Origin of the sequence: Bradyrhizobium sp. SZCCHNPS1003, from assembly GCF_032381555.1 — a bacterium.
Lineage (GTDB): Bacteria > Pseudomonadota > Alphaproteobacteria > Rhizobiales > Xanthobacteraceae > Bradyrhizobium.
The window spans coordinates 35038-47307 of the sequence record NZ_JAUHIU010000029.1; the positions used below are offsets into that span (position 1 = coordinate 35038).

A 12270-nucleotide genomic window follows, 5' to 3' on the forward strand; every position below is an offset into this window, starting at 1 on the left:
ACCGGCCGCCTCCGGAGCGCAATTCTGTTGATGATCGCCTCGGAGGCTCACGACGTTCCTTGACCCAGCATTCGCGTGACACCCCGCAATTCTACCTGACCGCGCCCTCGCCCTGCCCCTATCTGCCGGGGCGGCAGGAACGCAAGGTGTTCACGCATCTGGTCGGCGACAAGGCGACCGATCTCAACGACCTCCTGACCCATGGCGGCTTCCGCCGCAGCCAGTCGATCGCTTACCGGCCGGCCTGCGACCAATGCCGGGCCTGCGTGTCCGTCCGCGTGATCGCCAACGAATTCCGCCCCTCGCGCAACTTCCGCAAGGTGCTCGCGCGCAATTCCGATCTGGTCGGCGAGCAGCGCAGCGCCGTGCCGACCTCCGAGCAATATTCGATCTTCCGCAGCTATCTCGATCAGCGCCATCGTCATGGCGGCATGGCCGACATGACGGTGCTCGATTACGCCATGATGGTCGAGGACAGCCATGTCGAGACGCGAATCATCGAGTACCGCCGCCGCAATCTGAGCAACGGTCCGAATGCCCGCAGCAGCGAACTGGTCGCAGTGGCGCTGACGGACGTGCTCAGCGACGGCCTGTCGATGGTGTACTCGTTCTTCGACCCCTCGGAGACCACCCGCTCGCTCGGCACCTTCATGATCCTCGACCACATCGCCCGGGCGCGGCGCCAGGGCCTGCCCTACGTCTATCTGGGCTACTGGATCGAGGGTTCGAAGAAGATGGACTACAAGAGTCGCTATCTGCCGCAACAACGCCTCGCGGCTGCCGGCTGGCTGCGCGTGGATGCCGAAGGCGACACCGCGCCCGAGCCGCAGGACTAGAGGAGGCGAATAGCGAAGGGGAGTAGCGAATAGAGCGCTTCGAACGTCCCTATTCGCTTTTCCCCTTCGCTATTCGCCTCTCCTCATCATCCCGTGGCCAGATCCCACACCAGCTTGGTATTGAGCGCGATGATCACCACCGCGATCAAGGTCGCGAGCGCCGTCAGCCAGCGCGGCGCCACGAACTGCCCCATCTTGGCCCGGCTCGCGGTGAGCAGCACCAGCGGCACGATCGCGAACGGCAGTTGCAGGCTGAGCACGACCTGACTGAGGATCAGGAGCTGCCCGGTCGCCTTCTCGCCGGCCCAGATCGTCACCACCACGGCCGGCACGATTGCGATCATGCGGGTGATCAGCCGGCGCAGCCAGGGCGCGATCCGCCAGTGAAGAAAGCCTTCCATCACGATCTGACCGGACAGGGTCGCGGTGATCGTCGAATTCAGGCCGCAGCACAAAAGCGCGATCGCAAACAGCGTCGGTGCCAGCGTCGACCCGAGCAGCGGCGCCAGGAAGGAATGCGCCTGATCAAGCTCGGCGACGTCGCGTTGTCCGGTCCGGTGGAACGTCGCCGCCGCCAGGATCAGGATCGAGGCGTTGATGGTCAGCGCAAGGCACAGCGCGATGGTCGAATCGATCGTGGAGAGCGTGATCGCCTCGCGCTTGTCCTCTGGGCTGTCGCCGTAGCCGCGGGTCTGGACCAGACCGGAGTGGAGATACAAATTGTGCGGCATCACGGTGGCGCCGAGAATGCCGAGCGCCAGATAGAGCATCTCCGGGTTGGCGACCAGCTGTCCGCTGGGGACGAAGCCCTTCACCACCTCGGCCCAGTCCGGCTGCGCCATCGCGATCTGGATCGCGAAGCACAGCGCGATGATGCCGAGCAGCGCGACCACGAACGCCTCGATCCAACGGAAGCCGAAGGCCTGCAGCGCCAGGATCAGGAAGACATCGAGCGCGGTGACGCAGACGCCGATCGACAGCGGCAGCCCGAACAGCAGGCTGAGACCGATCGCAGTACCGATCACCTCGGCGAGGTCGGTGGCCGTGATCGCGATCTCCGCCGACAGCCACAGCGGCAACGAGACCCAGCGCGGCGTCGAATCGCGGCACGCCTGGGCCAGGTCGCGGCCGGTGGCGACGCCGAGCCGGGTGCATAGCGACTGCAGCACGATCGCCATCAGGTTGGACAGCAGCGCGACCGACAATAGCACGTAGCCGAACTTGGCACCGCCGGCGAGCGAGGTCGCCCAATTGCCGGGGTCCATGTAGCCGACCGCGACCAGATAGCCGGGTCCGAGAAAGGCGAGCAGCTTTCGCCAGAGCGACCCCTTGGTTGCGGTTCGCACCGTCGCGAACATGTCGCCGAGAGAGGGCTCACCGCGCTCACCGCGCCAGCCGGAGCGGCTGTCGCTGGGCTGAACCAAGGCTTGCAGTTGCGAAAGATCTGACGGTTTTGCGTCCATTCCGCTATCCTGAACGAAACCGACCTTTAATGCAACTGATTTGCAAGTAGAGGAGCGCTGCAGGCTGGTGCCCGCGAGCGTTGGTATTAATCCAATACCATTCCATCATGGCAGCTGCTCGCCCTTGCCGATTCGCGAGAGCGCCTGAAGCACACACGAATCGGCGCGGCCGGGTCCCCGTCTCCCCACTGACCGGATCCAACATGTCTGCCCACCTTGGCCTCCGACCGATCTCCAACGCGCCTGTTCCTTGCAAGATCTGCGACGGTCCTGCCGACCTCTACGGCGTCGTCGACATGAACCGCCCATGCCAGACGGCGCATGCGTATCGCGCGCCGCTCTCGGGTGTGCCCATCTATTACCGGCGCTGCGCGGACTGCGGCTTTCTGTTCACCGACGCCTTCGACGACTGGAGCATCGAGCAGTTCAAGACCCACATCTACAACGACGGCTACGAAGCCGTGGATCCCGACTATCGGGTCAAGCGCCCGACCGACAATGCGGCGGCCGTCGCCCGCTTCTGGGCGCCACACAAGGCCGGCATGCGGGTGCTCGACTTCGGCGGCGGCAACGACGTGTTCTGCACCGGCCTGCGTGCTCAAGGCTTTGCGGAAGCGGTCACCTATGATCCGATGGTGGCCGAGCACGCCACCCGCCCCGATCGCAAGTTCGATCTCGTCACCTGCTTCGAGACGCTGGAGCACGTGCCCGATCCGCTGGCGACGATCGGAGCCATGGCGGCCTGCGTGGCCGAACCGGGCGCGGTGTTCTACTCGACGTTGACCCAGCCGGACGACTTCGACAGCCAGGGCATGTCCTGGTGGTACATCGCGCCGCGCAACGGCCACATCTCGATCTACACCCAGCATGCGCTGGCGCTGGCCTGGCACCGGTTCGGATTCAAGACGGCGCCGCTGAATGCCGGCACCCATCTGGCGTTCCGCACGCTGCCCCCGGAATGGGGATTGGCCGAGGCACCGACCGCGGCATAGGCCGTCCGCAGCACGACGGCCGATACCGGAGATCAGGAAGCGGGTGGGCGCAAGGAGGCGGCGTGGTGATGATGGCCGCATCATCACATCAGGTTCCTCTTCATGCCTCCTTCTCCCGCCCTGCCCGCCGGCTTCCACCGCCTCGCCTGGTCGAACCTCACCGCGCAATCGGCCGAGCAGATCGCGCTCGCCGCAGCACCGATCGTCGCGGTGCTCGCACTCGGCGTTGGCGAGGGCGCGACCGGCCTGCTGCAGACGGCGCTGACCGCTCCCTTCGTGCTGTTCGCGATCCCTGCGGGGCTGCTCGCCGACCGGATGTCGCGACGGCTGCTGATGGCCCTGGCAGAGACGCTTCGCGCGCTCGCGCTGCTCGCGATCCTCATCGCCTTCGCGTCCGGCGCGCTCACGCTGCCGCTGCTGGCGGCGCTCGGATTCGCGGCGGTGTGCGGCACGGTCGTGTTCAGCGTCGCAGCGCCTGCCCTGGTGCCGAGCCTCGTCGCCCCGGCCCAGTTGGCGTCCGCGAATGCGCGCATCGAGCTTGCCCGCACCATCGCCTTTGCCACCGGGCCCGCGCTGGGCGGCATGCTGGTCGGCTGGATCGGCGGCGCTCCGGCCTTCGGCTGCGCCGCGGCGCTCTCGCTGATCGCAGCCATGTGCCTGGCCGGCATCGCCGAGCCCGCCCGTGCGCCGGTGCCGCGCCGCCATCCGCTCGCCGACATCCGCGAAGGCGCCGCCTTCGTGCTGCATCATCCGCTGCTGCGGCCGGTGTTCGTCACCCAGTTCATCTTCAACACCGCGCATTTCCTGCTGCTCGCGGTGTTCGTGCCCTATGCGGTGCACCGGCTCGGCCTGTCGGCGGGAGGCGTCGGCACGGTGCTGTCGATGTTCGGCGTCGGCATGGTGTGCGGTGCGCTGCTGGCGACGCGCATCATGCGGCGGCTGCCGTTCGGCACCGTCATCGGGCTCGGCCCCGTCACCGGCTTCGCCGCGGCGCTCATCATGGCACTGACCACGTTCGTCCCCTCGCCCTACCTTGCCGCCCTCAGCTTCTTCCTGCTCGGCGCTGGGCCGATCCTCTGGGTGATCTCGACCACGACGCTGCGGCAGTCGGTGACGCCGGCGGGCCTGCTCGGGCGGGTGTCGGCCATCAACATCCTGAGCTATGGCGCCCGTCCGCTGGGCTCGCTGCTCGGCGCGGTCGTCGGCGGCCGTTACGGCGCCGACATGTGTCTCTACCTCGTCGCCGCCATCTTCGGCCTGCAGGCGCTCGTCATCCTCGCCTCGCCGGTCGTCGCGATCGCGCGCCAGCCGGAGCCGCAGCCCGCCTAGCGATAGACCAGGATCGGCACGGTCGAATGCGTCAGCACCTTCAAGGTCTCGCTGCCCAGGATCGCCGAGACGCCGCGCAGCCCATGCGAGGCCATCAGCACCAGATCGCAATGCTGCTTGCGCGCGGTCTCGACGATCGCCTCATAGGGCTTGTCGTGCTCGACGCAGAGCGTGGCGCAGGCGACGCCGGCCTGCTCCGCGTCGTCCTTCACATGATCGAGGTATTTCGCGGTCTGATCGGCCACCAGCGACTTGTATTGCGCAAGCGCCTTGGTCGCAGCGTGGGGATCGACGACCAGCGAATGCAGCGGCGTCGACACCACCAGCGCCGTGACCCTGGCCCCGGTCGCCTTGGCGAGCGCGATACCGTGCTTGATTGCGGCCTTGGAAAGGTCGGACCCATCGGTCGGCAGCAGAATATGTTTGTACATGAGCTTTCACCTCCCGGCAGAGGATGCTGGGCAGACTCGCTTCTGCGGGGCATTGACGTGGGTCAAGGGTGCGACATCTCGTCCGCCAGGTAGTTCTCGTAGGCCCGCGTGGCCGATGCGCTGCCGGCAAGTTCCGGATCGAGCGTGAAGAGATCCTGCGCGCGGCCGATGCCGCGCAGCGCGTAGCGTCCGGTCGACACCAGATAGCGGCGACCTTCGTCGTCGAGCCCCTCGCAGAACTCGGAGGATGCCAACAGTTCGCGATCGACCGAGCGGCACATCGAGGCGATGCGGCTGACCTCGTTGACGGCCGGTCCCACGACGGTGAAGTCGAGCCGGTCCTCGCTGCCGATATTGCCGTAGAACACCTCGCCGACATGCAGGCCGACATAGGCCGAGGTGACGGGCCGTCCCTCGCCGGCGCGCCGCGCGTTCAGCTTCATGATGTTCAGCCGAAAGCGATGCTCGGCGCGCAGCGCAGCGTGACGGGCCGAGGCCATGTCGCCGCCGGTGAAGATCGCCAGCACGCCGTCGCCGATCAGCTTCAGCACGTCGCCGCCCGACTCGTAGATCGCGTCGATCGATGCCTCCGCATAGTCGTTGAGCAGCGGGATGATCTCGTCCGGCGAGATGCTCTCGCTGATCGCGGTCGAACTGCGCAGGTCGGAGAACCACAGCACCGCATTGATGCGCTCGGTGACACCGCGGGAGATCCGGCCGCGCAGCACCTGCTCCGACGCATCGCGGCCGAGATAGACGCGGCCAAGGGTTCGCACGATATCGACCTGCTGCGCGGATTTGATCGTCAGCGCGAGCAGCGGGACCAGGTCGCGCAATGCGCCGACCTGCGTGTCGGTGAAGCCGCCGTCACGTCGCGTCAGCCAGTTGGAATAGAAGCAGTCCATCTGGCCGAGCGTGCCGGCTTCCCCGAACCGGTGCACGAAGGCGAGATAGTGCCGATGTCCCTGGGCGGAAAGCTCCTCGATGACCGGAAAATCGAGATGCGCACAATTCGTGAAGTCGATGCTGAACTCGTCATGGCCGTTCTCCAGCATGTGGTGGAAGACCGAGCGCCGCCAATTCTGTGCCGCCTCTCCCTCATTGCTGGAGCCATATTCAAAGCTGTCGGCTTCGTTCGTGTCGAAATCGTTCCAGCGGAAGCCACGCCCCTCGAAAATCGGATGCAGCGTATCGATGATCGCAAGGCTGCGCGACAATTCAAGCCCGGCCACGCGGCAGCGCTCGCAGAAGCCGCGCAGGATCTCATTTTCCGGCATGCCGGTCAGGCTCTGAGCCACGAGCCAGTTCGCCACTTCGAGACGGGTCGCCGTATCCATGGTTTCAGCTCACCAACGCGTCACGATCCGGAAAGCTTCAGGCAGGCCGGCTCACCACCTCGCCGTCCTCCTTGGTGAAGGAGGAGACGGGATGATCGAGCAGGTCGAGCACAAGCTCGGACGGGCGGCAAAGCCGCGCGCCCTTGCTGGTCACCACGATCGGCCGGTTGATCAGGATCGGATGCGCGAGCATCGCCTCGATCAGCTGGTCGTCGGCCCATTTGGAATCGCCCAGCCCAAGCTCGGCATAGGGCGTGCCCTTTTCGCGCAGCACGTCGCGCACCTTGACGCCCATCGCGTTGATCAGCGCAATCAGTTGCTCGCGGCTCGGCGGGCTTTTCAGATATTCGATCACCTCAGGCTCCTCACCCGAGGCGCGGATCATCGCGAGCGTGTTGCGCGACGTGCCGCAGGCCGGATTGTGAAAGATCGTCACGGGCATGGGCTGTCCAGTCGTTGCGTTCCAAAGGCACATTCCCGTGCCATGCGTCTCACCCCACGCATCGTGTCCCTGATGGTGCGGCCGCGATGCGGGAAATGGTCACTGTTATCACGGCGCCGCCGCCGGCCGGAATGGGAACTCCGCCGGTCGAGGGAAATCGCCGGCGCGCTGTGCAGACTGGCTGGCGGGAGCTGACCCATCGCGGCTCACACCACGTCGGCAGGAGCGAGCTTGCAGGCGCAGCCATCGGCCTCGATCTGCAGGGTCGGATGCTGGATGTTGAAGCGATGTGACAGCTCGGCGCAGACGCGATGCAGGAATGCATCATCCGTTCCGCCTGCCCGTACCAGATGCGCCGTCAGCGCGGTCTCGTTGGTGCTCATCGCCCAGATGTGGAGGTCGTGCACCTCGCTGACGCCGTCGAGGGAGGCGAGATATTCGCGCACCTCCGGAAGCGCGATGTCGCGCGGCACGGCGTCGAGCGCCAGATTGACGCTGTCGCGGGCGAGATCCCAGCCGCTCAGGAGCACGACGAGCGCGATGACCAGGCTGACCACCGGATCGATCCACAGCCACCCCGTCCAGATCGTGACCAGCGCCGCCACCACCACGCCGAACGACACGGCGGCATCGGCGGCCATGTGCAGGTAGGCGCCGCGAATGTTGAGGTCGGTGTCGCGGCCGCGCATGAACATCATCGCGGTGGCGCCGTTGATGGCGATGCCGAGCGCGGCGACCCACAGCACGGTGGTGCCGGCCACCTCGCCCGGATTGCGCAGGCGATCGAGCGCCTCGACGGCGATGCCGCCGACCACCACCAGCAGCAGCCCCGCATTGATCAGCGCCGCCAGGATCGAGGCGCGGCGATAGCCGTAGGTATGGCGGTCGGTCGGCCGCCGGCCCGCCAGCCATAGGGCGCCCCAGGCCAGGAGCAGCGACATCACGTCGGACAGATTGTGGACGGCGTCCGAGATCAGTGCCAGCGAATGCGCGGCATAGCCGAACACAAGCTCCGCGATGACGAAGGCCGTGTTGAGCGACACGCCGATCGCAAAGGCCGAACCAAAGCTCACCGGCGCATGGCTGTGGCCGGCATGGCCGTGGGTATGTGAGAGGCCATGATCATGGGAATGGTCATCGCCGTGATGATGAGAATGCGAGTGCGCCATCCAACGTGCCCCCGGGCGATCGCGCGCCTCGCGATCGCCCGCTGTCTGATATAGACGGCCGCTCGACGGATACTATTACGTCGCTACTCGATCGGCCGGTTGAACTTGTTCGACTTCGGCAGCCCCTGCGCGATGCGCCCGGCATCGGCGCGGTTACCGCGGTAGTCGGCGAGCTCCTTCCAGCTCAGCCCCTGGTCGCGGCCGGCGGAATCCTTCCAGGCCAGTCCCTGCTTCTGCTCGAAGGTGGTGACGTCGGAGAGCTGCGCGCTGGTGTATTTCTGCAGCCGGACGCCGCGGCCGCGCGCCATCTCCGGCACCTGGTCGAGCCCAAACACCACCATCTTGTGGTTGGTGCCGATGACCGCGACCTGATCGCCCGCGACCGTCGTGATCGCGCGCGCTTCCGCCGGCGCGGTCACGTTGAGCACCTGCTTGCCCTTGCGGGTGTTGCTGACGCAATCCTCCTCCTTGACCACGAAGCCCTGACCGTCCGAGGCGGCAATGAGGAACTTGCGCTCCCCCTTGTTGACGAACATCGACACGATCGAAGCGTCCTGGTCGAGATCGATGAACATGCGGATCGGCTCGCCGTGGCCGCGCCCGCCGGGCAGCTTGCCGACGTCCAGCGAGTAGAACTTGCCGTTGCTGGCGAACAGCAGCACCTTGGAGGTGTTCTCGGCGAAGAACGCCTGGCCGAGCTGGTCGTCGGTCTTGAACTGCAGGTTCGACAGGTCGGCGACGTGGCCCTTCAAGGTGCGCACCCAGCCCTTGTCGGAGACGACGACGGTGACCGGCTCGCGCTCGATGAAGGCTTCTTCAATAGCGGCGAGATCGTGCTCGGGCGCGTCGGCGAAATTGGTGCGGCGCTTGCCGAGCGGCGTCTTCGGCCCGAACATGTCGCGGACCGTCTTGACCTGCTCGCCGACCTTGGCCCATTGCAGCTCCTCGGATCCGAGCAGCGCATTGATGCCCTTCAGCTCGCCGCGCAGATTCTTGTCCTCGGTGCGGATCTCCATTTCCTCGAGCTTGCGCAAGCTACGCAGGCGCATGTTGAGGATGGCCTCGGCCTGCACCTCGGTGAGCTTGAACGTCTTCATCAGCACCGGCTTGGGCTCGTCCTCGGTGCGGATGATCCTGATCACCTCGTCGATGTTGAGGTAGGCGATCAAATAGCCACCGAGAATCTCCAGCCGGTTCTCGATCTGCTTCTTGCGGTAGTTCGAGCGCCGCAGCAGCACGTCGCGCAGATGGTCGAGCCATTCGCGCAGGCACTCGGCCAGGCCCACCACCTTGGGGATGCGGCCTTTGATCAGCACGTTGAGGTTCAGCGGAATCTTGCTCTCGAGATCGGTGAGCCGGAACAGCGATTCCATCATCAGCGCCGGATCGACGTTCTTCGACTTCGGCTCGATCACGAGCCGCACGTCCTCGGCCGACTCGTCACGGACGTCGCCGACCAGCGGCAGCTTCTTCTCGTTGAGCAGCTCTGCGATCTTCTCGACCAGCCGTGACTTCTGCACGAGATAGGGAATCTCGGTGATGACGACGATCCAGGTGCCGCGGTTGCCCTCCTCCTGCTTCCACTTGGCGCGGACACGGAACGAGCCGCGGCCGGTGGTGTAGGCCTCGATGATCGACTCCTTGGAATCGATCACGGTGCCGCCGGTCGGGAAGTCCGGCCCCTTCACCCAGCGCAGCAGCGCGCGCGACTTGGCGTCAGGCTTCTCGATCAGATGCAGCGCGGCGTCGCAGAGCTCCGCGGCATTGTGCGGCGGAATCGAGGTCGCCATGCCTACCGCGATGCCCTGGGCGCCGTTGGCCAGCAGGTTCGGGAAGCCGCCGGGCAGTACGACCGGCTCCTTCGACTGGCCGTCATAGTTCGGCCGGAACTCGACGCCGTCCTCGTCGATGCCTTCCAGCAGCAGCCGCGCGACATCGGTCATGCGCGCTTCGGTGTAGCGGTAGGCTGCCGGATTATCGCCGTCGATGTTGCCGAAATTGCCCTGGCCGTCGACCAGCGGATAGCGCGAGGAAAAATCCTGCGCGAGGCGCACCATCGCGTCGTAGATCGCCTGGTCGCCATGCGGATGGAACGAGCCCATCACGTCGCCGACGATCTTGGCGGATTTCTTGAACGCCGTGCCCGGGTCGAGCCGCAGCAGCCGCATGCCGTAGAGGATGCGCCGGTGCACGGGCTTGAGGCCGTCGCGCGCGTCCGGCAGTGCGCGGTGCATGATGGTCGAGAGCGCGTAGGCGAGATAGCGCTCTTCCAGCGCATCCCGGAGCGTCACCTCGTGAATCTCGGCTGGTTCCGGCGGAATCAGTGATTTTCCCATTCGCGTTGAGCTTTCAGTGGGTTAGCCCTTGAGCCTGAGCTAGCGTGAACGATTTGGGAACAGGCTTTATGCGATGATGCGCTGGGGCGCAATGTCGGCCCTGCCCGGTTCCCCGAGGAAAAAGCCGGGACTTCGGCCGCGGAACCGCAACCCGGCCCGAAAATCATGCAGTTCACCTGACGCCGACGCATGTCGCAACGCTCACGGATTGAGCAGCCGACCCGCGTCCCGTTGAGGTGCAACGATGTCGCACACGAGTCTGTGTAGCTGAGATCGTCACCCGCCGTCGCTAAGGTGACGGCGCTCATCCTCGCCGGCGCAACAGCCCTGCGAGGAGAGCCATCGCGCCGCGCCTTGAACGCGGCAGATCCCATCCAGTGAGAAAGGCAGATGCTCCATGGGCTCAGGATTCGTGACGACATCGGACGGCACGCAGATCTTCTACAAGGACTGGGGATCGGGCCAGCCCATCGTCTTCCACCACGGCTGGCCGCTGTCGTCCGACGATTGGGACGCGCAGATGCTGTTCTTCCTCGACAAGGGTTTTCGCGTCATCGCGCACGACCGGCGCGGTCACGGCCGCTCCAGCCAGACGGAGACCGGCAATGAAATGGACACCTACGCCGCCGATGTCGCTGCGCTTGCCGCGAAGCTCGACCTGCGAGACGCGATCCATGTCGGCCACTCCACCGGCGGCGGCGAGGTCGCGCGCTACGTCGCCAAGCACGGCAAGGGCCGCGTCGCCAAGGCCGCGTTGCTCGGCGCGGTACCACCGATCATGCTGAAGACGGCGAGCAATCCCGGCGGACTGCCGATCGAGGTGTTCGACGGCTTCCGCACGGCGCTCGCCGCCAACCGCGCGCAATTCTTCCTCGATATTCCGACCGGCCCGTTCTACGGCTTCAACCGCGACGGTGCCAAGGTCTCCGAAGGCGTGATCCGCAACTGGTGGCGCCAGGGCATGATGGGCGGCACCAAGGCCCATTACGATTGCATCAAGGCGTTCTCGGAGACCGACTTCACCGAGGACCTGAAGGCGATCGACGTGCCGGTGCTGCTGATGCACGGCGAGGACGACCAGATCGTCCCGATCGACGATTCCGCGCGCATCAGCATCAAGCTGTTGAGGCATGGGACCTTGAAGGCCTATCCGGGCTTTCCGCACGGTATGGCGACCACGCATGCCGACGTGATCAATGCCGACCTGCTGGCCTTCATCAAGGGGTAGCTCGATCATTGCACTTCGCCGAATGCGCATTCCGATGCCGATGAAGCGATAGATCTCAAATCTTGCTCGTCGTGCCCGGGCTTGTCCCGGCCATCCACGCAGCACTGCACACGCCGAACGACGTGGATGGCCGGGACAAGCCCGGGCACGACGAGTTCGGGGCTACCATTGATCCACTATCTCAATTTCCGCGTTGGAGACGTCGTCCTGCCTTCTCGCGACGCGATCCGCGCCCGAGCTATCAAGATCGATTACCCTCTTCGAACAGAGGGCACAGGGAAGGCCGGACCTCGACTGAGGCCCGTGGCCCGCCTGCGAAAAAAAATGCAGGCGGCAGGTACCACAGGTCAGCCGGACGACCCGGCCCTCCCTGTGCGATGGGCTTACGAGTTATACGCAGTCTCCCCGGTGTCCGGCTTGTGAGCCACCGTCGCCCCTGGGATCATCACCCACGGACTTGGCGCCAGCATCGGGGCGCCAGGACGCTGCGATTTCCTCGTCCTGCCGGACACGTTCGTCCGCGCGCACATGCACGCTGCGATCCGACAGGCCACCGCTCCCCGCTTCCTACGTCTCGTGACGATCGCGATGCGCCCCTCATGTGGCGGCGGGATGCCGGGAAACATCGTCCTGATTTGCCCGACGAGGCTGGGCAAGAACTCAGTGTTCACGGTAAGATTTGGGGGCATGACGAATCGGCCGTTCAA

Annotated in this window: 10 protein-coding genes; 4 read left to right on the forward strand and 6 right to left on the reverse strand. The window is 65.6% G+C overall.

The window, feature by feature from the left end; all coding sequences use genetic code 11:
- The first annotated feature begins 59 nt into the window (after positions 1–59).
- Positions 60–836: an arginyltransferase gene (locus QX126_RS31715; RefSeq protein ID WP_315786319.1), complete on the forward strand. Its 777-nt coding sequence runs from the start codon at positions 60–62 to the stop codon at positions 834–836.
- Positions 837–922: 86 nt separating this feature from the next.
- Here the strand turns inward: QX126_RS31715 and QX126_RS31720 are convergent, their stop codons facing one another.
- Positions 923–2299, reverse strand: a complete 1377-nt coding sequence (locus QX126_RS31720) for an Nramp family divalent metal transporter (RefSeq protein ID WP_315786322.1) — start codon at positions 2297–2299, stop codon at positions 923–925.
- Positions 2300–2502: 203 nt separating this feature from the next.
- Here QX126_RS31720 and QX126_RS31725 point away from each other — a divergent pair, with 203 nt between their 5' ends.
- The gene (locus QX126_RS31725; RefSeq protein ID WP_315775170.1) at positions 2503–3291 is read left to right on the forward strand and encodes a class I SAM-dependent methyltransferase; all 789 of its coding nucleotides are present in this window, start codon (positions 2503–2505) and stop codon (positions 3289–3291) included.
- Between the two features lie 102 nt (positions 3292–3393).
- Positions 3394–4620 (forward strand): MFS transporter, encoded by a 1227-nt coding sequence (locus QX126_RS31730; protein WP_315740233.1) that lies wholly within the window; start codon positions 3394–3396, stop codon positions 4618–4620.
- On the opposite strand, the gene QX126_RS31735 is transcribed toward QX126_RS31730, so the two are convergent.
- The 5 genes from QX126_RS31735 to parC all read right to left on the reverse strand — a co-directional run bounded on the left by QX126_RS31735 (position 4617) and on the right by parC (position 10335).
- On the reverse strand, positions 4617–5051 hold the full coding sequence (locus tag QX126_RS31735) for a universal stress protein (protein WP_315740234.1): 435 nt from the start codon (positions 5049–5051) through the stop codon (positions 4617–4619). The two genes, QX126_RS31730 and QX126_RS31735, sit on opposite strands and share 4 nt — an antisense overlap.
- A 62-nt stretch (positions 5052–5113) precedes the next feature.
- Positions 5114–6388, reverse strand: coding sequence for an adenylate/guanylate cyclase domain-containing protein (locus tag QX126_RS31740; protein ID WP_315786325.1), 1275 nt, complete (start codon positions 6386–6388; stop codon positions 5114–5116).
- A 37-nt stretch (positions 6389–6425) separates the two neighbouring features.
- Positions 6426–6830: an arsenate reductase (glutaredoxin) gene (gene arsC, locus QX126_RS31745; protein WP_315786327.1), complete on the reverse strand. Its 405-nt coding sequence runs from the start codon at positions 6828–6830 to the stop codon at positions 6426–6428.
- Between the two features lie 206 nt (positions 6831–7036).
- Positions 7037–7999: a cation diffusion facilitator family transporter gene (locus QX126_RS31750; protein WP_315786330.1), complete on the reverse strand. Its 963-nt coding sequence runs from the start codon at positions 7997–7999 to the stop codon at positions 7037–7039.
- An 83-nt stretch (positions 8000–8082) separates the two neighbouring features.
- A complete protein-coding gene (gene parC / locus QX126_RS31755) occupies positions 8083–10335 on the reverse strand; it encodes a DNA topoisomerase IV subunit A (protein ID WP_315740238.1) in 2253 nt (750 codons plus the stop codon).
- A 397-nt stretch (positions 10336–10732) separates the two neighbouring features.
- Here parC and QX126_RS31760 point away from each other — a divergent pair, with 397 nt between their 5' ends.
- Positions 10733–11563, forward strand: a complete 831-nt coding sequence (locus QX126_RS31760) for an alpha/beta hydrolase (RefSeq protein ID WP_315786334.1) — start codon at positions 10733–10735, stop codon at positions 11561–11563.
- Positions 11564–12270: the final 707 nt, after the last annotated feature.